Origin of the sequence: Zhouia amylolytica, from assembly GCF_900116365.1 — a bacterium.
Lineage (GTDB): Bacteria > Bacteroidota > Bacteroidia > Flavobacteriales > Flavobacteriaceae > Zhouia > Zhouia amylolytica.
On sequence record NZ_FPAG01000010.1, the window covers coordinates 13,171 to 37,624 of the forward strand.

Genomic DNA, 24,454 nt, shown 5'->3' on the forward strand with positions numbered 1-24,454 from the left:
TAAAACAATAAGCGGTATCAAAAAACTAAGAAAAATACTGAAAAGAGTATTACTCACCTTATTATCAATAATCGTTTTGATAGTAATGATATTTTCTTTGCCTGCTGTTCAGACTAATATAGCCAAGAGAGTTACAAAATCTCTGAATGAAAAGTATAAAACTAATATAAATATAGATCGGGTAGGAATAAGTCTACTGGGTAATGTTTACTTAAAGGATGTTTATATAGAAGATTATAAGCAAGACACCCTGATACATATAGAGGATCTTACCACCTCGCTAAAAAGTGTTAGAAAAGCTATAAACGGGCAGTTGGAGTTCGGGGGGATTGATATTACCCAGCTCACCATGAATATTAAAACATATAAAGGTTCCGAAGAAAGTAATCTCGACCTTTTTGTTGAAAAACTTGATTCGGGTCCATCGAATCCGAACGCCCCTCCATTTGAATTAACAGCAACCTCAATAGAAATAGAGAAAAGCAAATTCAGGATCATTGATGAGAATAAAGAGAATCCTTCGTTCATCAATTATAGTAAGTTAAATGCTTTGGTAAATAATTTTAAAATTGAAGGACCGAATGTAAGTACTAACATAGAACGTTTATCTTTTCTGGGAGAAAGAGGTGTCTTTGTAGAAAGACTTTCAGCTGATTTCTTCTATTCGAAGACCAGGATGGATTTTGAAAACCTCCAAATTAAAACGCCTCAATCGGATATAAATGGAAAATTGGTGTTTACCTATGATAGAGAAGATTTTAAGGAGTTTACAGATAAAGTAAAACTTCAGGCAACTTTTGAGGAATCTACGGTGGCTTTTGATGAAGTGAATTTATTTTACAATGAGTTTGGGAAAGGGAAAACGGTAAAGCTATCTTCGGAAATCAGTGGTGTCTTAAATAACCTGAATACTAAAAACCTGAATATTGTTTCTGAAAATACACGGATTTATGGTGATTTCGTATTTGAAAATTTATTTGAAAGTTCCAGGCCTTTTAAAATTATAGGAAATGTTAAAAATGTTAGTTCGAATTATGGTCAACTAAAAGAATTACTCCCTCGTATATTAGGACGATCATTACCAGAATCATTAGCAAAGCTTGGACAATTTTCGATAGATGGGCAAACTACTATTACTCAAAAAGAAATTGACCTAAAGTTTGATTTGAAAACGGATATAGGGGATAGTTTTGCAGATCTTAAACTAACAGATATCGACGATATTGATAATGCGATCTATAAGGGTAAAGTTTCACTTGATGAGTTTGATGTAGGGGTCTACATGGAAGATATGTCTTTTGGAACCACTACAGTAGACTTAAAAGTTGATGGGAAAGGCTTTTCAAAAGAAGATTTAAATACCGAAATAATTGGTACTGTATTTAGTTTAGTTTACAATGGGTATACCTATAATAATATATCTGTTTCGGGTATCTTAAAAGACCAATTGTTTGATGGGAGATTGAATTCTAAAGATGAAAACTTTCTGGTTTTCTTCGAGGGATTGGCTGACTTTTCTAATGAGGAGAATGAATTTAACTTCATCGCGGAAGTTGACTATGCTGATTTAAATAAGTTGAACTTCGTTCAACGAGACAGTATTTCTATTTTTAAAGGTAAAATAGTTACTGATGTCCTCGGTAACACATTTGACGATATTAAGGGGGAGGTGAACTTTTATAATACCACCTATGTGAATCAAAATCATGAATACTTTTTCGACGACTTTCGCATTAGCTCAAGGTTTGAAGGAAAAGAACGTGTAATTGAAATAAATTCTCCGGATATAATAGAAGGGTATGTAAGGGGAAAGTTTTTTTATAAGGAGGTAGGGAAACTTGTGAGGAATTCGATCGGAAGTATTTATACGAATTATGACCCTTACGAAATTTCACCAGGACAAAACCTTAAATTCGATCTGAAGATATATAACAAAATAGTCGATGTTTTCTACCCGGAAATAGATTTTGGTAAGAATACATTCATAAAAGGTAATATCATTGCTGATGAAGGGGATTTTAAATTAACTTTCAATTCTCCTAATATAGATGCTTTTGGGAATGTGATGGCGAATATCAACCTGGAGATTGATAACAAAAACCCACTTTACAACACATTTATTCAGGTTGGTAACATTGATGCCGGTTTTTATGAGGCTGCAGATTTTAACTTGATCAATACGACAATCAAGGATACACTGTTCTTTAGAACGGAATTTAAGGGAGGGAAAGATAAGACAGATATTTATAACCTTAACTTCTATCATACATTCGATGAAGATCAAAATTCCGTTATAGGTCTGAAAAAGTCAGAAGTTGGTTTTAAAGGGAATGATTGGGTCATTAACAGGGCGAATAATCGTGATAATAAAGTTGTTTTTACCAAGGACGTGGATACGATCTACATAAAAGAACTAGTGATGAATGATGGTGAAGAACAAATTGACCTGAAAGGAGTTTTGGTTGATTCTACTTATAAAGATGTAGATCTTAAATTCACAAATGTTACGCTTAATAAAATAACGCCTACGATCGATAGCCTGAAACTTGGAGGCGTGGTTAATGGTGATTTTAAGATTGTTCAAAACAGAAAAAGATATTATCCATCTTCTAATATTAGTATTACATCGTTAAGAGCTAATGATGTGCTTCTGGGAGATTTGAATATTGATATTATTGGTAGTGAAGACCTTTCGGTGTTCTCGGTAGACTCTAAATTGATCAATGAAGGAGTAGAATCGCTGTATACTTATGGTAATTTAATTATTCAAAAAGGAGCAGAACCCTCCTTAGGTTTAAGGGCTAATTTGCAGAACCTGAACTTATCAGCCTTTAGTCCATTAGGGGAAGATGTAATTACAAACATTAGAGGATTTGCTTCGGGTCATGATATTAAAATAGCCGGTCCTTTATCCAACCTCGATATTGATGGTTCATTAACAATAACAGATGGAGGGTTAAAGGTGCCTTATCTTAATGTTGATGCTGATTTTAGTAAAACCGCTATTGTTAATTTGTATAAGCAAACTTTTGAATTTCCAAATATCCAATTAACTGATACGAAGTATCAAACAAATGCAGTGCTTAATGGTACCATAAGTCATAGTGGTTTTGAAGATTGGTATTTGGACTTGTCTCTCAATACAAATGGTGGACGATTCTTAGTGTTGGATACCAAAATGCATGAAGATGCTCTCTATTATGGTACCGGATTTGTTTCCGGGGAAGCCCAACTCTTTGGTCTGGCAGATGAATTGAGTATAAAAGTTGAGGGAACTACCATGGAGGGTACTTCTTTGAAGATACCAATATCCTATGAAACAGAGATTGGGGATATGTCCTTCATAAATTTTGTGGATAAAAATGCAGATGAATATACGAACAAGCAAAGAGAACTGGCCGGAAGTAAAGGACTTCAGTTGCTATTTGATTTGGAGATAACGCAGGAAGCGGAGGTTGAAATCGTCATTGACGATAAAAACGGTAGTGTTTTAAAAGGACGCGGTGATGGATTTTTGCTAATAGATTACAGTGCCAATGGATTTAAAATGTATGGGGATTATATTACCTATGAAGGACAATATATTTTTAAATATGGAGGGTTTATAGATAAGCGGTTTACCGTTCGTCCGGGAGGAACTATTAACTGGACCGGAGATCCACTTAAGGCGGATGTTAATATACAAGGGGTGTATTCTTTATATGCAAATCCAGGGGTTATGCTTGATAATCCAAATTATACCCGTAAAATAGAAACAGATGTTATAATCAACCTTCAAAATGAATTGTTGAAACCCGATATTGATTTCGATATAGAGTTTCCTTTAGCCGGTTCAGTAACCAACTCCGAGTTGAATTATAAGTTGGATGATAAAAATAAAAGAGAGTTACAGGCTCTATCATTACTGGCTCAAGGAAGTTTTGTGAATGAAGGTAATTTAGATCCTTCTCAATTCGGGTACAGTAATATTGCCGAAACAGCCTCCGGAATCCTTACAAACGTTTTAAACTCGGATGAGGGAAAGGTTGATGTTGGTATTAACTTTGAAAGAGGAGAGCGAAATCCTAACCTCGATTATGCCACGGAAGATAGGGTAGGAGTTACAGTTTCAACTCAAATTAGTGATCGTATTTTGATAAATGGTAAGTTAGGGGTTCCGATTAACAGTGTTTCTGAAACCGTTGTGGCCGGAGATATAGAAATGCAAATTCTATTAAACGAAAAAGGAACTCTTTCTGCTCGTATTTTTAACAGGGAGAATGAAATTCAACAGTTTTTAATACAAGAATATGGATATACTCAAGGGGTTGGATTGTCTTATCAGGTGGATTTTAATACCTTTAAGGAATTAATGAGAGAAATCTTTAAAAAGAAAACGTCTGAAGAAGAGAATCCTCAACAAAAACCCTCTGAAAATAATGAGGAAACCTTAGGGGGTGGTTTGGTAAAATTTTCTTCGAAAAAGGTAGATAATAACTAAATTCTGAATGCCGCAAATTACCCTACTTTATATGCTTGCATAATACTATATTTAAATAACGAAAGCCAATTTGTTACAAAGTTATTAACGAAAACGTTTGAATTATTTGAATAGTTTAGATTTATCGAAATCTATATAAAAAATTAAAAATTCTTTGGTAGTTTTACCTTTCAAACTAGCATATATGTCAACAGAAATAAGTAAGATTGGAGTTCTCACATCAGGAGGAGACTCACCAGGTATGAATGCAGCAATTCGTTCTGTGGTACGTACTTGTGCATTTCACAAAATAGATTGTGTTGGAATTTACCGAGGTTATCAAGGACTCATCGAGGGAGATTTTAAAGAGTTAAATGCCCGTAGTGTAAAAAATATCATCAATAGAGGAGGAACCTTTTTGAAATCGGCCCGATCGGATGATTTCAGAACTAAAGAAGGTAGAGAAAAAGCGTATCAAAATTTATTAGAACACGAAGTTGATGCCCTGGTGATTATTGGGGGTGACGGTTCTTTTACCGGAGGTATGATTTTTAATGAAGAATTTGGTTTCCCTGTGATAGGTATCCCAGGTACTATAGATAATGATATTTTCGGTACGAAATCTACATTAGGATATGATACTGCCTTAAATACTGTTGTGGAAGCTATAGACAGGATCAGGGATACGGCCAGTTCTCATAATCGATTATTCTTTGTTGAAGTAATGGGGAGAGATGCTGGGCATATAGCCTTAAACACAGGAGTTGGAGCTGGTGCTGAAGAAATCCTTATTCCGGAAGAGAATTTAGGTTTGGAACGTATGTTAGAATCCCTGGAAAGAAGTGAGGCTTCTGGGAAAACTTCAAGTATTGTTGTTGTTGCAGAAGGTGATAAATCTGGGAAGAATGTATTTGAACTTGCTGAGTATGTAGAAGAGAATTTACCAGGATATGATATTAGGGTTTCAGTTTTAGGTCATATTCAACGAGGAGGGGCCCCTAGTTGCTACGACAGGGTGCTTGCCAGTAGAATGGGAGTAAAAGCCGTTGAATCTTTATTAGAAGGAAAATCTAATTATATGGTAGGTATTAATAATGATGAAATGCTGCTTACCCCATTAGATAAAGCTGTTAAGGGTAAAACAGAAATCAATAAAGAATTGCTGAGAGTCTCAGATATAATGACAACATAAATTATAAAGTTAATATTTCGTAAATTAAATAAAGAAGAAAAGAGTATGTCAACAGTAAAAATTGGAATTAACGGATTTGGACGTATTGGAAGAATGGTTTTCAGAGCAACGGTCGCAAGACCTAATGTAGAGATAGTTGCTATAAACGATCTTTTAGATATTAACCACTTAGCATACTTACTGGAGTACGATTCAGTACACGGAAAGTTTGATGGTACCGTAGAGGTAAAAGACGGACAGTTAGTCGTAAATGGAAAAGTGGTTAGAGTAACTGCAGAAAGAAATCCTGAAGACTTAAAGTGGGATGAAGTAGGAGCTGATGTGGTAGCAGAATGTACTGGGATCTTTACAACCTTAGACACTGCTGATGCGCATTTAAAGGCTGGTGCTAAAAAAGTAGTTATTTCGGCTCCTTCAAAAGATGCTCCAATGTTTGTAATGGGAGTAAACCACGAGGAGGTAAAATCTTCAGATAATATTGTATCGAATGCATCATGTACAACAAACTGTTTAGCTCCACTAGCTAAAGTTCTTAATGATAACTTTGGTATTGAAGAAGGTTTAATGACTACAGTGCATGCAACAACTGCTACTCAATTAACAGTTGACGGTCCTTCCAGAAAAGACTGGAGAGGTGGTCGTAGCGCTATGTTGAATATTATTCCTGCCTCTACAGGAGCTGCAAAAGCGGTAGGTAAGGTGATTCCTGCATTAAATGGAAAGCTTACCGGGATGGCCTTTAGAGTGCCAACCGCTGATGTATCTGTAGTTGATTTAACTGTAAGATTAGAAAAGGAAACTTCATTGGAAGAGATCAAGAAAACAATGAAAGAAGCTGCGGAAGGGCCTCTAAAAGGAATTCTTGGTTATACTGAAGAATTAGTAGTTTCTCAAGACTTTATCGGTGATGTAAGAACTAGTATTTTTGATGCAGATGCAGGAATTGAGTTATCTTCTAAATTCTTTAAAGTAGTTTCTTGGTATGATAATGAAGCAGGTTATTCTAATAAATTAGTTGATTTGGCAGAATACGTTTCAGCTATCAAATAAATAGCTTACTTTATATATGATTCCCGCATTTCTGCGGGAATTGTTTTTACTTAAACAAACTAACAAACAAACTAACTAACTAACTAACTAAATATGATTTTAATTGTTGATAGCGGGGCGACTAAGGCAGACTGGATAGCGCTGGATGAGACGGGTGAGCAGCTATTTACAACCCAAACCCTCGGTTTGAGCCCAGAGGTTCTAACCAAAGAAATTATCGTAGAAAGAATTACGAATAATTTTGATATCTACAAGAATAGAAAAATGGTAACGAATCTGTTTTTCTATGGGGCTGGTTGTGGTACTGAACGTATGAGGAATTTTATGAAAGATATTTTTCAAGAATTTTTCTTAAATGGAGAGATCTCCGTAAAAGAAGATACCTATGCAGCTATTTACGCTACAACAAAGCCTGGAGAGAAGGCGGTTGTTTGTATTTTAGGGACAGGTTCTAATTGTAGTTATTGGGATGGTGATGATATCCTTCAAAAGGTAGATTCTTTAGGATATATCCTTATGGATGATTGCAGTGGAAACTATTTTGGCAGACAGCTTTTAAGAGATTATTATTACAACAAAATACCTGCCGATCTTGCTCGGTTATTTTCCGAGAATTATGATTTAGATTCCGATACCATAAAAAATCATTTGTACAAGCAGCCAAATCCAAATACATATTTAGCTACTTTCGCTAAATTCCTTATCCAAAATAAGGAGAATGATTATGCACAGCGACTTATAGCCAAGGGAATGCAATTGTTTGTTGATAACTGGATTAGCCAATATGAGCAAGCTAAAGATGTTCCTGTGCACTTTGTAGGAAGTATTTCTTATTATTTAAAGGATGAGCTTAAAAAGGTCCTAGAGGCAAATAATTTGCGAATGGGTAATGTTTTGAGAAGGCCAATAGATGGTCTGGTCTCATATCATAGAGATAATATATAAAAAAGACCGCTTTAAGCGGTCTTTTTTTTTTATTCAATGTATGTTATGATCTTATCCTTTTACTGCAATCATTGAAATTTCAACATTTACATATTTAGGTAGGTTTGCAACCTCTACGGTTTCTCTTGCTGGAGCCGTAGCTTCGTCAAAACGACTTCCGTAAACTTTATTTACCTTACCAAAATCATTCATGTTTTTAAGAAATATACTGGACTTAATAACATGATCAAAGTTTAATCCCGCAGCTTCCAAAATAGCTTCCAGGTTTTTCATAACCTTTTCTGTTTCGGCCTCAATAGAGCTGTTTTCCAGCTCGCCTGTCTGAGCATCTAAAGCTATTTGACCTGATATGTAAAGTGTGTTCCCGCTAAGAACCGCTTGATTGTATGGTCCGATAGGTGCGGGCGCATTTGGAGATGTGATAATTTTTTTCATGTTCATTCTGGTTAATTAATGTTATAAACGTCTATCTGGTTCACGTCTTTTATCCCATTTAAGGTCACTTAATATTGAAGACTTAATTCCTATAAAGAAATACCATGAGGTTCTCGTTCCGAAAGGCGTCCAGTTAAAATTTAATCTGAAACTCTCCAGATCACGCTCAAATCTTAATTGTGTGTATGTAAATCCACCGTCTTTAAAGTCATAACCTGATGAGGCTCCAACCTTCCATCTTGGGGATAGTTGAATGTTTCCGGAAAACATTAATGAGTTTGTGGTAATCTCGCTTTGCCTGTTACGATTACTATAGGTAAGTGAGTACGCCAATCTTAAATCCCATGGCACATCGGCTGCATAAGCTGTTTGATTTACAGGTTCATCGTCTTCATCATCTTCGTCAGAAAAGGTTCGGCTATCACTAAAATCCTGTGCTTTTCCAAAAAGGTCATCATCTCTACCACCACTTTGTGTGTTGTCGTCTTCCTTACTGTCATCACCTCCCTTTTGGAATGTTTTGCTGTTTAGGGAGTAGCTGACATTAACATTTGCGTTGGTCATTCGTACAATGCCTCCGCCGTTGTTAATATTAAATACGTCAATTCTATTACCTGCATTGTCAATAGCATACGGATCAAAAGTTGCTCCAAAGTTTACCGACATCTTATTCTTAAAAAGTTGTGTACCACCAGTCATCCTTATCGGGCTTAAGGCCAACGAGTCAGCAGCAATATTGTAGCTGGTTGAGAAATTAAGGTTGTTTAGAAGTTTAATTTTTTCAGGTTCTGTCGCGGTCGAATCCTTACTACGTACTTTTGCTTCTACAACGTTGTTTAATGAGAATCCTATATTGTTTGCATTCGATCTGCTGGGAGTTCCAAATAAACCACCTTCAAATCGGGTATAGTCTTCTATACGGCCTTGTTCGTCAGCTATATACTGATCGTAGTAGTTGTCAAATCCGGGAGTATATCCATAGCTTACCGATGGTCGAACCGTATGTCGGATGGCTTGAATTTTTTTATCTTCCCCAAAATTGAATGTTCCATACATTGTAGTTCCCAGGCTGGCAGATAGATTGTATTGCATGAACCTGTCAAATCCGCTGAGCGTATCGATGGTTATATCATCTATGGTAGCGTCGTAGTCGTTTTTTCTGATTGTCTTGAATTGCCAGACTTCATCGATATTCCCTCCAACACTCGCGCTTAAATATTTAAGCACTTTAAAGTTGGTAGCTACGGGAATTGAATGTCTGAAACCGGCTCGGGCATCATCAAACATTTTACTGGTGAAAAACTCTTCATCGTTGGTCTCAATTCTGTTTTCACCTCTTAAGTTATATTGAAAGTTTACATTTTGAATAATCCCTTTTTTAATTCCATCTCTCTTGGCGAACGGATAGATTCTTTCCATGCTTGCCTGTAGCGTAGGCAATGTCATATTGATCGTTTCGGTTCGCGTATTTTGCTGATGCGTTGCGGTTAAATTTAGGTTTACGCTGGGATACCCTGTAAAGGTTTTGTTGTACGATACAGAAGACTGTAGCGTGTTATTCATAAAGTTGGGTGAATTCAACTGGTTGAAGGAGTCACTGTAGTAACTACTACTACCAAGATTGACTGATGCTGAAAACCTGGAATTAGGATTGGCTTTTGCATCCTGACTATGATTCCATTGTATGTTGTAAATGGTGCTTCGGCTGTAATCAGGGAATCCTTTTTGGCTGGCTATGAGGTTTTCATATCTTAGCCTTACACTTCCTCTAAACTTATATCGCGCGGCATAATTAGATTCAACCCTGAGGCCATAACTGCCATTGGTATAATAATCACCAGTTAGGGCTAAATCGTAATAATCACTCAAGGCGAAATAATACCCTCCGTTTTGTAAAAAGAAACCACGATCTCTGGCCTCTCCGGGTGTTGGCATTATAAATCCGGACTGTTTGGTATCCGTCATTGGGAAATATGCAAAAGGAACGGCTATGGGCGTTGGTACATCTACGATATACATATTGCTAAAACCCGCAATAACCTTTTTGTCCGGGACAAATTTAGCCTTCCTTACACGAATGTAATACTCGGGATCATCAAGATTCTTTGAAGTAGTTAGTCTTCCTTCTTTTAAGAAGTAGGTGGAGTCATTCTCCTTTTTAGTCACCTCTGCAAAAACATTCATCGGTTCTCCAACGGTTTGCTCAGATCTTGAGTTCCAGATCAAAGCTTTTTTGGTATCGAAATTGAAACGTATAGAGTCGGGTTCTACAACATTCTGTCCTTGTTTGAAATAAGGTGTCTGCGATAAATTACCAGCGGTATCCTTAATCCTTCCTGCATATACTTCATTCTTGTTGTAATCGATAACAATAATACCGGCCTTAAGCTCATATTCTCCATAATACACCTCGGCTTCATTGTAGAGATAGATCTTGTTTTCCTTCCTCGACATTTTTACATAGTCTGTGGCGGTATATTTTATAATGTCAGTCAAAAAAGGAGGCGGTCCTTGAATACTATCATTAACTGTGGCTGTAGAGTCTACTTTGGTAGTATCCTGAACTACAGGTTGTATTAAATCTTTATCAATGGAGACATTTATCGAATCTTTTTCAGCTTCAATGTTTAAAGGTTGCTTTTTAGGTGTTTCCTGAGCCTGAGTGGCCCAGCCCATAAACATTAAAAACAGCATTAAAAGTATGTACGGTTTGTTTGCTTGCAATGCTTTATATCTTACTTTTGTAAAAGTATGGCTTAGTTTTTGACGTGCCAAACTTACGTATATTTTTTGTTCTCTTAAATATTGTTTTGAGAAATAATTAAAATTAATAACAGATATAATACGTTATTATTACATGAAGAATTTGAGAAGCTACTTTTTGATCGCCTTAATGATAATTTCCACCTCACCTATATATGCGCAACAAAACGGTAAAAAGTTTAAAGTAGTGCTGGATGCGGGGCATGGAGGTCATGACCCTGGAAATATGGGTAGTGGATTTAAAGAGAAGGACATTGCGTTGAGTATAGTTTTAAAAGTCGGTGCAATGCTTCAAAAGAATAAGGATATAGAGGTGATCTACACCCGAAAGACTGATAAATTTGTAGATCTTTTTGTAAGGGGGAAAATAGCCAATGAGGCAGAAGCGGATTTATTTGTTTCGGTACACTGTAATGCGCATAATTCTTCAGCACACGGAACAGAAACCTGGGTGTTAGGTCTGGATGGAAATAAACGTAATATGGAAGTCGCCAAAAAGGAAAACTCCGTAATATATCTGGAGGAAAATTATGAAGTTAATTATGCTCAATATGACTTGAATTCCCCTGAAAGTTTTATTGGTTTAACGATGATGCAGGAGGAATACCTGGATCAAAGTATATTATTGGCCAAAATGATACAGGATAATTTTACCGGATCTTTAAAAAGAAAGGATAGGGGGGTGAAGCAAAATGTATTCATTGTATTACATCAAACTGTTATGCCAAGTGTTTTAGTAGAGACCGGATTTTTGACTTATAAACCGGAAGGGAAATATTTAAATTCTAATGGTGGGCAACAGGGAATGGCCAGTTCAATAGCGAAAGCTGTGTTAGCATATAAGAAATCAGTTGATGAAAATACGGGAGATGTTATAGATGAAACATCATTGGCGTCAATTGTGCAGGACGCGGGTATGGTGTCTTCTATTAGTTCCAATGATGTCGTGTTTAAAATACAGATAGCGGCCGGGTCTAATAAACTAGATTTAAAGCCTTATAATTTTAAAGGACTTTCACCGGTCACTATGCAAGAAGAAAATGGGGTTTATCGCTATTTTTATGGGGAAACCACGAATTTTGAAACGGCTAAATCACTTCAAAAAGAAGCTAATGGAAAAGGGTATCAGTCTTGTTTTATTGTAGCCTATAAAAATGGACAGAAAATGAGCTTGAGTGAAGCTGTAAAATCCATTTCAAATTAGAATGCTTCTATTAAAATTATTTCTATTTTTGTTTTGTACAGAAAAATCAAATTCTTTTGAAGCTAACTAGAGAACTAAAAACAGCGATTATAGTCCTTGGCGGTATCCTTTTATTCATTTTAGGATTTACCTATTTAAAGTCCAGTTCATTATTTTCAAACGGTCGTAAATACTTCGCAGTATACGATAATGTTGGTGGTATTGCTATCGGAACTCCTATCTTAATTAATGGGTATCAGGTTGGTACCATCAAAGATATCCGATTTATAGACGGAGAAGGAAATTTGTTGGTAACCTTAATCGTAGACAGTGAATTTCAATTTTCTAAAAACAGTACAGCTGAAATCTATGATACAGGAATAATTGGAGGGAAAAGTATCCGAATTATACCGGAGTTTGATAATAGTGAAATGGCAAAGTCTGGAGATACACTTATTTCAGCGATTAAGCCAGGACTTACAGAATTGGTGACCCAAAAGTTGACACCCCTTCAGGAAAAAATAGAAAGAATGATTGTGAGCACTGATTCGGTGCTGGTAGGGATGGATCAAGTAATGGATGAAGAATCGAGAGAAAATTTAAGAGAAACCATAGGGAATCTGAATCATACGGTAGCAAATTTTAAATCAGCTTCGTATTCTCTTGATAATTTATTGACCAATAATAAAGAGAAATTAAATAATACTATTGGCAATGTAAATAAAGTTTCTAATAACCTGGCTCAATTAAGTGATACTTTAGCTCAGGCCAATTTAGGTAGCACCATTAATGAGTTAGAACAGACGATTACCAAATTCAATAGTATGATGACCCAAATGCAGGAAGGAGAAGGTTCGTTAGGAAAGCTAATGAAAGACGAGGCACTATATAAGAATATATCAGAGGCATCAGGGCAATTAGGGCTATTATTGGAGGATATGCGTCTTAATCCTAAGCGCTATGTGCATTTTTCGCTTTTTGGAAAAAAGCAAAAACCATATGAAGGTCCTATAGAAGAACAAAACTAGAACTAGCATGAACTGGATACCAAACATATTATTTGCGATTGTTTTAATTATTGGGATAGGCTTTTTTGCTAAGAATGTTAAAAAGTTAGTTCGCAATATTAAATTAGGAAGAGATATTGACAGAACCGATCATAAAAAGGACCGGTGGAATAATATGATCCGTATTGCTTTAGGACAAGGTAAAATGGTGGTTCGTCCCGTTGCAGGTATTATGCATATTATTGTTTATGTTGGTTTTATCATAATTAATATAGAAGTCCTTGAAATTATCATAGACGGACTTTTCGGGACTCACCGAATATTTGCCTTTTTAGGGGGTGGATATGACTTTCTAATAGGCTCATTTGAGGTGTTGGCATTATTAGTTCTTGTTGCGGTATTTGTTTTTTGGGTACGAAGAAATGTGATAAAATTAAAACGTTTCTGGAACCCTGAAATGAAAGGATGGCCTAAAAATGATGCGAACTATATTCTTTATATAGAGGCCGTTTTAATGTGTTTGTTTTTAACAATGAACGCAACTGACTATCAATTACAACAGTTAGGGGCAGAGCATTATACTCAGGCTGGAGCGTTCCCTGTGAGTCAGTTGATAGCTCCTCTTTTTGAAGGATTATCTCAGTCTGCTTTGGTGATGATAGAACGTTCTGCATGGTGGTTGCACATCGTTGGGATCTTGTTCTTTCTGAACTATTTATATTATTCAAAACACCTCCATATTCTATTGGCGTTTCCGAATACGTGGTATGCGAATCTGGAGCCAAAAGGAAAGTTAGATAATTTGGAAGCAGTTACAAATGAAGTGAAATTAATGCTCGATCCAAACGCAGATCCATTTGCTGCTCCTTCCGAAGGGGATGAAATGTCAGAACCAGAAAAATTTGGAGCCTCAGATGCAACCGACCTAAATTGGGTACAATTGATGAATGCATACACCTGTACAGAGTGTGGGCGTTGTACAAGTGAATGTCCTGCAAACCAAACAGGAAAGCTTTTATCTCCCAGAAAAATAATGATGGATACCAGAGACAGGCTTGAAGAAATAGGGAAGAATATAGATGCGAATGGGGGTACATTCAAGGAGGATAATAAACAACTTTTAGACAATTATATAACCAAAGAAGAACTTTGGGCATGTACATCATGCAATGCTTGTGTAGAAGCATGTCCAGTAAATATTAATCCATTATCTATTATTATCGATATGAGACGTTACCTTGTTATGGAACAGTCTGCAGCACCAGCAGAATTGAACAATATGATGGGGAATATCGAAAATAACGGGGCTCCATGGCCTTATAATCAAATGGATAGATTGAACTGGAAAGATGAAGCTTAACAAACATCAACTAATTATAAACTTTAAATTTAAATTTTAAGAAGAAGAAAGATGAAAAAGGAAGAAGTAGCTAGACTGTTACACAAAAAACTGGCAGAGGGAGAACATGTAAGTCCGGTATTACCAGAAGGAATTAAGAACTATTTAATTGACATTGATGGTACTATTTGTGACGATATTCCAAATGAAGAACCGGAGCGAATGGCCACAGCGAATGTGTACCCAGACGCCTTAGATACATTGAATAGATGGTATGAGGAAGGTCATATAATTTATTTCTTTACTTCCAGAACAGAGGAGCATAGAGAGGTAACTGAAGACTGGTTGAACAGACATGGATTTAAATACCACGGTATGGTAATGGGTAAACCGAGAGGTGGAAATTATCATTGGGTGGATAACCATTTGGTAAAGGCAACTCGTTACAATGGTAAATTCACTGATTTAGTAGATAAAGAAGTTACCATTCAGGTGTTTGATGACGGAAAGCACGATTAATTAAAATGAATATATAGCGTAGTGACCATAAAGTTACTGCGCTATTCTTTAAAATACAGTTAGACAATGAGTGATACAATTAAAGTTCCTACAATGGCAGAAATGATGGCCCAGGGTAAATCTCCTGAGGTTTTATTTTGGGTAGGTTGTGCCGGGAGTTTTGACGATAGAGCAAAAAAAATCACAAAAGCCTTTGTTAAACTATTAAACAAAGCTAAGGTTGAATTTGCTGTTCTTGGTACTGAAGAAAGCTGTACAGGAGATCCGGCTAAAAGATCCGGGAATGAATTTTTGTTTCAGATGCAGGCAGTAACCAACATAGAGGTTATGAATGCCTATGAGGTAAAAAAGATTGTTACGGCTTGTCCTCATTGTTTTAATACGATTAAAAATGAATATCCTGCCTTAGGAGGTACTTATGAAGTAGTTCATCATACTCAATTTCTTAAATCTCTTTTGGATGATGGACGGTTGACGATTGAAGGCGGACAATTTAAAGGAAAAAGAATTACATTTCATGACCCATGCTACCTGGGTAGAGCTAACAATGTTTATGAAGCACCTCGTGATTTGATAAAAAAACTGGATGCTGAGTTAGTGGAAATGAAAAATTGCCGTAAAAAAGGTTTCTGTTGTGGTGCTGGCGGAGCTCAAATGTTTAAAGAACCTGAAAAAGGTAATAAGGATGTAAACATAGAGCGCACTGAACAGGCATTAGAAACCAAACCAGATGTGATTGCAGCTGCTTGCCCTTTTTGTAATACAATGATGACCGATGGGGTTAAGGGCAAAGAAAAAGAAGCTGAGTTACAGGTGATGGATGTAGCAGAATTGATAGCAAATGCAGAGGATTTATAAATAATTTAAAGAAAATGTTAGTAGATTTTGAAGCGCTACCCGAAACTGCTCGGGTATGGATATTTCAGGCAAACAGATCCTTTACCGAGGAGGAAATAGCTGAAATATCAGAAAAATTTGGAAATTTTGTAGAAGAATGGACAGCCCATGGAGCTGGCTTGAAAGCCGGTTTTCAGATAAGATATAAACGATTTTTGATACTGGCACTGGATCAGGAATTTAACAGTGCATCAGGATGTTCTATTGATGCATCCGTGCGTTTTATTCAGGAACTTGAAAAAGAGTATGATGTCGACTTATTGGATAAAATGAACGTGTCATACAGGCAAGGAGATTTCATTGCATATAAGCCCCTGAAAGACTTCAAGAAGATGGCTAAAGATAAAGCCGTGTCACTAAATACAATTGTCTTTAACAATTTGGTTACTAATAAGGAAGAATATCTGAATTATTGGGAAGTTCCCGCACGCGATAGTTGGCATGCACGTTTTATGAAATAAAAAATAATAGTGATTATCTACAATTTTGGCTTCGTTTTTGACGTTGCAAAACTAGATTTGAATCATCAAAAAAAAGACCCTGAATTATGACAAGAAGGATACGATCTATTATTACTTTATTAACCTTCCTTTGTATTAGTCAAGGAAGTATTGCTCAGCAAGACCCTTTATTAGCTCAAAATGCCCAAGAACAGCAAAAATGGGTAGATAGCTTATATGATCAGATGACCCTGAATGAAAAGGTAGGTCAGTTATTTATGGTCAGAGCCTATTCTAACGGAAACCAAAAGCATATAGAAGAAGTAGAAAAACTGGTAAAGGATTATCATGTAGGTGGAATTATTTTTTCTAAAGGAGCTCCATACAAGCAGGCACTGCTTAATAATAAACTTCAGGCTTTAGCTCAAACAAAAATGCTCATGGCTATGGACGCTGAATGGGGCCTCGCAATGCGATTGGATTCTACATTTGCTTATCCTTATAACATGATGCTGGGAGCGGTTAAGGATGATAAAATTATTGAAAAGGTTGGACAACGTATTGGTGAGCATACCCGTAGATTGGGAATGCATATCAATTTTGCTCCGGATGTAGACATCAATACGAATCCTGACAATCCTATAATTGGTAATAGATCCTTTGGTGAAGACCCTGAAAATGTGGCCAGAAAAGCAATTGCATTTACCAAAGGAATGCAGTCTGCAGGTGTTTTAGCCAATGCTAAGCACTTTCCTGGGCATGGAGATACAGAATCCGACTCTCATAAAACACTGCCAACAATTTCTTTCTCAAAAGAGCGAATTGATTCGGTGGAGCTGTACCCTTATAAAAGATTATTTCAAGAAGGTTTGGCTAGTGTGATGGTCGCTCATTTAAATGTGCCCAGCCTCGAATCAAGGCAGAACTTTCCATCTACCTTATCAAAAGCCATAGTAACAGATCTTCTCAATGAACGGTTAAATTTTAAAGGACTCATTTTCACGGATGCGATGGAGATGAAAGGAGTCGCAAATTACGACGATCCGGGTGAAGTGGATTTAAAAGCTTTCATGGCCGGTAATGATATACTTTTAATTTCAGCAGACACCCCTAAGGCTATTGGAAAAATCGTAGAAGCATATAATAATAATACCATTACTGAAGAGCGATTAGCCCATTCGGTTAAGAAAATCCTGAAAGCTAAATTTAAGGTTGGACTCGATAATTATGCAGATGTGGCTACGGAAAATCTGGAAGCTGACTTGAATGCTTTGGATGATTATGTTTTAAGAGAAGAGGTTATTGAGAATGCCATAACCGTAGTTCAAAACAAGTATGGGATCTTACCTATAAAAAACCTTGAAAAGAAGAAAATAGCCTATGTGAAATTTGGAGATGATCAAGGAGCACCTTTTCTTCAAGCTATGCAGCGATATGCTAAAGTTGATGAGGTTTCAGGAGATAATCTTGCAGATTTATTAGAAAATTTAAAACCATATAATACGGTTATTGTAGGATTTCACAGATCTGATGCGACTCCGTGGAAGGCATTTAAATTTACAGATAAGGAAAAGGTATGGTTGTATGAACTAGGAAGGGTAAAAGATGTGGTTCTGGATGTTTTTGCCAAGCCGTACGCTCTACTTGATTTACAAACGCTAACCAACTTAGAAGGCATTATTGTTAGTTATCAGAATAATGCGGTTGCACAAGATAAATCAGCGCAAGTGATCTTTGGAGGGTTAACAGCAAAAGGAATACTTCCGGTTACCTCGAATAATGAACTTCCGGTAGGAACTTCTGTGGTAGTTAATAATATCAAAAGGCTACAGTATGGATTACCTGAAAGCGTAGGGATGAGCTCGGAGCGTTTAAAAAAAGTTGATTCCATGGCTCAGCTTACCATCAAATCAGGAATGTCTCCCGGCCTACAGTTATTAATTGCCAGGGATGGTCGTGTTATTTACAATAAGGCTTTTGGAAGGCATATCTATGGTGGTGACAGGAATGTTAAGGAAACCGATTTGTATGATTTGGCCTCTCTCACCAAAATACTGGCAACCTTACCCGTAGTAATGAAGCTTGAAGAAGACGGAGTTATCGATTTTAATACCCGACTTGGTCAAATGCTACCCGATCTCCAGAAGAGTAATAAAGAAGATCTTTCACTTCTAAAAGTGCTATCACATTATGCTAGGCTTAAGCCCTGGATACCTTTTTATATCAGTACCCTTGACAGTGCTACAAAAAAACCACTACCCAAATATTACAGCAAAGATAAAAAGGGAAAGTTTGATGTGAAAGTAGCTGATAATATGTACATCAGAAAAGACCTAAATGATTCTATTTTTAAAGAAATCAAAGACTCTGATTTGTTGTCGCGCTTGCAATACAGATACAGTGATTTGGGATATTTCTTAATGAAAAGATTTATTGAAGATCATTATGGTGAATCATTGGCTGAAATAACTCAAAAGCAGTTATATCAACCCTTAGGAGCATTTCACACAACATTTAATCCGCTTACTAAATTTAAAAAAGGAGATATAGTACCCACGGAGATTGATGATTATTTCCGGAATCAGACCTTACAAGGATATGTCCATGATATGGGAGCTGCCATGCAAGGAGGAGTTGGAGGACATGCCGGATTGTTTAGTACTGCGAATGATGTAGCGAAAATAATGCAAATGTATTTGCAGAACGGTTATTATGGAGGTGATAATTACTTTCAGCCTACTACCATAGACCGCTTCAATACCTGTTATTTTTGCCCTGAAGATGTAAGAAGAGGAGTTGGTTTCGATAAACCTCAATTGGGAGAGTCAGGACCGACTTGCGGTTGCGTTTCCATGACCAGTTTTGGACACAGTGGTTTTACCGGAACCTATGCCTGGGCTGATCCTGATCAGGAATTGGTTTATGTCTTTTTATCGAACAGAACATATCCTACCATGGAAAATCGAAAACTTATCACTGAGGGAGTTCGAACTACAATTCAAGAATATATTTACGAGGCCATTGTTGAATAGTTATGCCTTGTTAATGAGTTTCTTACAATAAGAGTTTTTCTCTTTAACATAATTGTAACGATAAAACCGAGTCTAAGTTGTAATTTTATATACAATTAAAAGACTAAGGTTCATATCTGTCAACTTTGTCTTATCAAGTATACATCGATGAAAATAGCTATTGTTTGTTATCCAACCTTTGGAGGTAGTGGTGTGGTGGCCACCGAATTAGGAATGGCATTAGCCGAAAGAGGGCACGAAATTCATTTTATCACCTATAAGCAACCTGTTCGTTTAGCTTTGCTTACCGGAAATATATTTTTCCATGAAGTACACGTACCCGAGTATCCGTTATTCCATTATCAACCCTATGAGTTGGCTTTATCGAGTAAACTGGTAGATATGGTAAAAATGTATGGTATCGAATTACTTCACGTACATTATGCCATTCCACATGCTTATGCAGGATATATGGCGAAGCAAATGCTAAAAGAGGAAGGAATTAATCTTCCCATGGTAACAACATTGCATGGAACGGATATAACCCTGGTTGGAAACCACCCGTTCTATAAACCTGCAGTTACCTTTAGTATAAATAAATCAGATGTTGTAACATCCGTCTCAGAAAGCCTGAAAGATGATACAGAACGATTTTTTGATATTAAGACTGAAATCAATGTAATTCCTAACTTTATTGATTCCTCTAAGTACGATCTGCAATTTACAGATTGTAATCGCGGAATGATGGCATTACCTACGGAAAGAATAATAACGCATATCAGTAATTTCAGAAAGGTTAAGCGTATTCCTGATGTTATTAAGATTTTTTATAAAGTACAAAAAGAGGTTCCTTCAAAATTAGTGATGGTAGGGGAAGGCCCTGAAAAGGAATATGCTGAAAGAATGTGTGATGAATTGGGAATTACTGACAAAGTACTCTTTTTGGGTAACAGTACGGAAATAGATAAGATCTTGTGTTTTTCAGATTTGTTCTTATTGCCTTCAGAAACTGAAAGCTTTGGTTTGGCAGCACTCGAAGCTATGATCAACAGGACTCCTGTCATATCAAGTAATTCAGGAGGTATACCTGAAGTTAATGAACAAGGAATAAGTGGATTTTTAAGTGAAGTAGGAGCTGTCGATGAAATGGCTGAAAATGCAATCCTTATTTTAAAGGAAGATGAAACCTTAGAGCGTTACAAGGATGCAGCACAGAAACAAGCGCAAAAGTTTGATATAAAGAGAATCGTACCTATTTATGAAGCTATTTATCAAAAGGCTTTTAGCTTGGTTGAATAAATGATGATTATTTTTTTTTGTCATTTCCTTTAAACAGATTCCATCCAAAAGGAAGTAGTAGTAAGATAAAAATATAGCGTCCGGTTAATATTCCATATAAGCTTATAATAAGGCCTATTAACATTAAGGTTCTTGTAAGTGACATTTTTTTGGATAAAGATACTAAGTACGCTATAAACATCATATATTTTCAGCGTTTTAAAACCTCATTTGATAGGGGTATTCACCCCCCCCGCCTTTTATCGTTTTTTTTTGAATTTTGAAGCAAATATCTGATTAATAGTATCCTAATGAGTAATTTTATAAGGTGCTATTGTTTAATCAACAAATGTTATTTGTGTTAATTCATATTCAAAATGAAATTAAAACTTACAATATTCCTATTGCTAAGTTGGGTTGGCGTATTATACTCACAAAATCTTCATACCCAGTCGAATGCAGCATCTATCGAGAATGAGTCGAATGCTACGACCGGATGGACATCAAATTCAAATATGACATCGAGCAACGTTTCTGCCGTTGATGGAAATTTTTCGATCTTATCCGTATCTACCGGATCTAATGGTAGATTAATGAGTTATACGTTCCCGGCTGTTGTTGGAGAAGTCTATGATATAAGTATTTGGGCCAGGGAAGGAGATCAGGGAAACTTACCGGCGTTTGCCAACTGGGTAGGTTTTAACGGATTTACAACCACAGTTATTTCAGGCACCAACTGGACGGAATATACATGGACCTTAACGGCAACCAATACAAGCCCCATAATTCGGGTATATTGTAGCCCTTTGTCCGGAGCAACTCCTGGAGATAATGTATACATAGATGCGGTGTCTATAACTTTACAAAGTAATGATAATGAAGCTCCAACTGCGCCTGCCAATTTAACTTCCAGTAATACGACAAGTACCACCACGACTCTAAATTGGAATGCTGCTACAGATAATGTTGGGGTAACCAACTATGAGGTGTTCCGGGATGGAGTTAGTATTGGACTATCAGGTGGCAATACCACCTTTAACGTTACCGGATTATCAGCTAATACCGCTTATGATTTTACGGTATTTGCCAGGGATGCTGCGGGTAATGTATCACCCTCAAGTAATGTACATACGGTTACGACCAACAATGCTAATGATACCCAGGCACCCACGGCACCTACTAACCTGAGTTCCAATAATACCACAACGACAACTACAACCTTGAACTGGAATGCTGCTACAGATAATGTGGGGGTTACTGATTATCAAGTTTTTCAGGATGGAGTGAGTATTGGATTATCAGGAGGAAACACCACTTTTAATGTTTCGGGGTTAACAGCCAACACTTCTTATGACTTTACGGTATTTGCCAGAGATGCAGCCGGGAATGTTTCACCTTCCAGTAATGTTCATACAGTTACAACCTTAAATGCCGCCGATACACAAGCACCAACCGCTCCTACTAATTTATCGTCAAATAATACGACGAGTACATCTACTACACTCAGTTGGAATGCTTCTACCGACAATGTGGGGGTCACTAACTATCAAGTTTTTCAGGACGGTCAGAGTATTGGTTTTTCTGGTGGCGGGACAAATTTTAATGTGAATTCATTGACACCGGATACTTCCTATGATTTTACAGTCAGGGCGAGGGACGCTGCTGGGAATGTATCTAATGCGAGTAATATACATACGGTTAATACGCAAAGTGCTCAATTTACAGATTACACCTCAGAAAATTCAAATTTGCCAACGGTCGACTGGACGGCCAGAGATTTGTTTGCTAATAGAAACATAGGAATAGGAACCACGAACACAAGAGGTTTTAGATTGGCTGTAGCGGGAGATATTCTATCAGAAGAGGTGAGGGTGGCTTTACAGGGAAACTGGCCGGATTATGTCTTTAATGAAGGCTATGACCTTATGAGTATCTATCAGGTAGAAGCCTACATTCAGAAGAATCGACATTTAAAAAATATTCCAAGTGCATCCTACATTCAGGAAAATGGGATCGAACTAGGAGATATGAGTGGAATGCTATTGGAAAAAATAGAAGAGTTGACTCTTTACACCATTCAACAACAAAAAGAATTAGATCTTTTAAAAGCGCAGAATTTATTGCTCCTTGAGAAGTTAAAGCTTATGGAGAAACAAATGAAGAATAGTGATAAAAAGTATTAAGTCACAAAATCATATGAAACGGACATGTAGACTATTACTGTTATTTTTCTTAATTTCAAGCCCCCTGGTTTTTTCTCAAAGTATAAGAAAAAATTATACCGAAATGACCCAGGCGGAGCGAGATGCCCTTGTGAATGCGTTTTATCAGCTTCGAAACGGGGCTGACCTGATAAATGATTTAGCTACCTTTCACAGTGATTTCTTTAATTTCGATAATACAGCCGACCCTACCCGATTAGATATTCATTTTAACTTACCTGATGAACCTGAAAGGGATATCTTTTTTGCCTGGCATCGTATGCAAATGTTTGAAGTGGAGCAGGCCATGCAAGATATTAATCCCAATATTTCTATTCCTTATTGGGATTCAACGGTAGATCAGTCAGTCAATTCACCTTTATGGGATGAAAACTTTATGGGGCAGTTCGATGATGATTGGGGACTTAACAGAAACCTGGGAGGAAATGGTGAATTAGGAACTATAGCTGAATTGAACACTTTATTAGGCATAAGTGATTATCTAATTTTTTCAGACGATACAGAGCGAGGAAATATTCATGCAGGACCTCATAGATGGACGGGTGGAGCAATGCCAACTACAGCTTCTCCGAGAGATCCGGTCTTTTACCTCCACCACACCTTTATTGATAAAGTATGGGCCGATTGGGAGGCTATTCATCAAAACTCATCATTTATAAGAACCTCAATGCTTCGATATGATGGAACTTATGTCTTTGACGGACAGACCTTACCGCTTGTAAATCCCAATAACATAATAGACCCCAGAGCTTTTGGCGTCTTTTATGCAGAGGATGGACTTGCGGTTTTAGATGATTATACGGTTTCTAACACCTACAATGCAATAGAAAATTTTTACTATCAGTTTTTAATTGAAGTCAGGGATGGTTTTGAAATTCCGGCTAATACCAGCTGCAGAATTACCTCAGTAAATGAAATCGTCATGTTGCCAGGGTTTGTAGCAGCTTCCGGATCGGATTTCAGAGCCCAAATTGACAATACACAGGCCAGAACATCTGGTTCCTCTATCGTTAGAAATACAAAGAAGTTTGAGGCGTTACCATCGATGAGAATGGTAGATTTTGAGGGTAAAAAGTTAGGGGATGACAGTTCTGATATTGAAGTATATCCAAACCCTTTTCTGGAGTCAGTAAACATTCGTTTGGGTCAAAACACACATTCCGGCAGGATTGTACTTTATAATATGGCTGGACAACAAGTTAAATCTGAAGTATTTAGAGATAAAAGTGTTCTAAATCTGAATGATTTGAGAAACCTGGCCTCAGGAGTTTATATACTGAATGTTGTTGATAATAACGGGGTTGTTCTACACAAAGTCCAACTTATAAAGTCATGATAAGCCTTCGTTTTATTATAGTTACGGGCTTACTTTTTTTGTGGCAGGAACCTTGTTTGATGCAGCAAACATTGGTGGTTAGAGTTGTTAATAATACGAATGAGGAATTAAATAATGTAATGATATATTCTACCCCTTTTGGGCAAATTAAACCCATGGATAGTACAGCGTTCATTACACTGAAAAATATTCAAAATGAAGTAAAAAACCCCATGCTTTATTTATCATGTAAAAACATAAATATGGGTAGTTATGTTTCCTTACCCAAGGATGTGGATACGATTTATTTTTTGATTAATGAGGTAAAAATAGATAAGCGGTTAATAGTATTTAAGCAAATAGAAATTAAATAAATACCAAATAAACCAATTGTTTTAA

The 24,454-nt window shown here is 36.7% G+C and carries 17 protein-coding genes; 15 read left to right on the plus strand and 2 right to left on the minus strand.

The window, feature by feature from the left end:
- Positions 1-85 precede the first annotated feature (85 nt).
- The 4 genes from BM361_RS15680 (at position 86) to BM361_RS15695 (ending at position 7,646) form a co-directional block, all read left to right on the plus strand.
- Positions 86-4,480 (plus strand): translocation/assembly module TamB domain-containing protein, encoded by a 4,395-nt coding sequence (locus tag BM361_RS15680; RefSeq protein WP_074980039.1) that lies wholly within the window; start codon positions 86-88, stop codon positions 4,478-4,480.
- Positions 4,481-4,664: 184 nt separating this feature from the next.
- A complete protein-coding gene (pfkA, locus tag BM361_RS15685; protein ID WP_038262954.1) occupies positions 4,665-5,651 on the plus strand; it encodes a 6-phosphofructokinase in 987 nt (328 codons plus the stop codon).
- 45 nt (positions 5,652-5,696) lie between these two features.
- Positions 5,697-6,701: a type I glyceraldehyde-3-phosphate dehydrogenase gene (gap, locus tag BM361_RS15690; protein ID WP_074980041.1), complete on the plus strand. Its 1,005-nt coding sequence runs from the start codon at positions 5,697-5,699 to the stop codon at positions 6,699-6,701.
- Between the two features lie 93 nt (positions 6,702-6,794).
- Positions 6,795-7,646 carry a BadF/BadG/BcrA/BcrD ATPase family protein gene (locus BM361_RS15695; RefSeq protein ID WP_038262960.1) on the plus strand — a complete coding sequence of 284 codons (852 nt, stop codon included), beginning with the start codon at positions 6,795-6,797 and terminating at the stop codon, positions 7,644-7,646.
- Between the two features lie 51 nt (positions 7,647-7,697).
- On the opposite strand, the gene BM361_RS15700 is transcribed toward BM361_RS15695, so the two are convergent.
- Positions 7,698-8,081: a Rid family detoxifying hydrolase gene (locus BM361_RS15700; protein ID WP_038263022.1), complete on the minus strand. Its 384-nt coding sequence runs from the start codon at positions 8,079-8,081 to the stop codon at positions 7,698-7,700.
- A gap of 21 nt (positions 8,082-8,102) precedes the next feature.
- Positions 8,103-10,856, minus strand: a complete 2,754-nt coding sequence (locus BM361_RS15705) for a putative LPS assembly protein LptD (RefSeq protein ID WP_175496596.1) — start codon at positions 10,854-10,856, stop codon at positions 8,103-8,105.
- Positions 10,857-10,938: 82 nt separating this feature from the next.
- Between BM361_RS15705 and BM361_RS15710 the strand changes: the two genes are divergently transcribed.
- The 11 genes from BM361_RS15710 (at position 10,939) to BM361_RS15760 (ending at position 24,429) form a co-directional block, all read left to right on the plus strand.
- Positions 10,939-12,048, plus strand: coding sequence for an N-acetylmuramoyl-L-alanine amidase (locus tag BM361_RS15710; RefSeq protein WP_074980042.1), 1,110 nt, complete (start codon positions 10,939-10,941; stop codon positions 12,046-12,048).
- Between the two features lie 56 nt (positions 12,049-12,104).
- Positions 12,105-13,055, plus strand: coding sequence for an MlaD family protein (locus tag BM361_RS15715; RefSeq protein ID WP_074980044.1), 951 nt, complete (start codon positions 12,105-12,107; stop codon positions 13,053-13,055).
- 7 nt (positions 13,056-13,062) lie between these two features.
- Complete coding sequence (locus tag BM361_RS15720) at positions 13,063-14,394, plus strand: 4Fe-4S dicluster domain-containing protein (RefSeq protein ID WP_074980045.1); 1,332 nt, start codon at positions 13,063-13,065, stop codon at positions 14,392-14,394.
- A 51-nt stretch (positions 14,395-14,445) separates the two neighbouring features.
- A complete protein-coding gene (locus tag BM361_RS15725; RefSeq protein ID WP_038262971.1) occupies positions 14,446-14,892 on the plus strand; it encodes an LNS2 domain-containing protein in 447 nt (148 codons plus the stop codon).
- A 66-nt stretch (positions 14,893-14,958) separates the two neighbouring features.
- A complete protein-coding gene (locus BM361_RS15730) occupies positions 14,959-15,750 on the plus strand; it encodes a (Fe-S)-binding protein (protein WP_038262972.1) in 792 nt (263 codons plus the stop codon).
- A gap of 14 nt (positions 15,751-15,764) precedes the next feature.
- The gene (locus BM361_RS15735; RefSeq protein WP_074980047.1) at positions 15,765-16,250 is read left to right on the plus strand and encodes an ABC transporter ATPase; all 486 of its coding nucleotides are present in this window, start codon (positions 15,765-15,767) and stop codon (positions 16,248-16,250) included.
- Between the two features lie 86 nt (positions 16,251-16,336).
- Entirely contained in the window at positions 16,337-19,261 is a 2,925-nt protein-coding gene (locus tag BM361_RS15740; protein ID WP_074980048.1) for a serine hydrolase domain-containing protein, read from the plus strand.
- Between the two features lie 147 nt (positions 19,262-19,408).
- Positions 19,409-20,539, plus strand: a complete 1,131-nt coding sequence (gene bshA / locus BM361_RS15745) for an N-acetyl-alpha-D-glucosaminyl L-malate synthase BshA (protein ID WP_074980050.1) — start codon at positions 19,409-19,411, stop codon at positions 20,537-20,539.
- Positions 20,540-20,895: 356 nt separating this feature from the next.
- A complete protein-coding gene (locus BM361_RS15750) occupies positions 20,896-22,701 on the plus strand; it encodes a fibronectin type III domain-containing protein (RefSeq protein ID WP_074980052.1) in 1,806 nt (601 codons plus the stop codon).
- 103 nt (positions 22,702-22,804) lie between these two features.
- Positions 22,805-24,076 (plus strand): tyrosinase family protein, encoded by a 1,272-nt coding sequence (locus BM361_RS15755; RefSeq protein ID WP_254785854.1) that lies wholly within the window; start codon positions 22,805-22,807, stop codon positions 24,074-24,076.
- The gene (locus BM361_RS15760) at positions 24,073-24,429 is read left to right on the plus strand and encodes a hypothetical protein (RefSeq protein ID WP_139226738.1); all 357 of its coding nucleotides are present in this window, start codon (positions 24,073-24,075) and stop codon (positions 24,427-24,429) included. The genes BM361_RS15755 and BM361_RS15760 overlap by 4 nt, the downstream gene beginning before the upstream one ends.
- Positions 24,430-24,454: the final 25 nt, after the last annotated feature.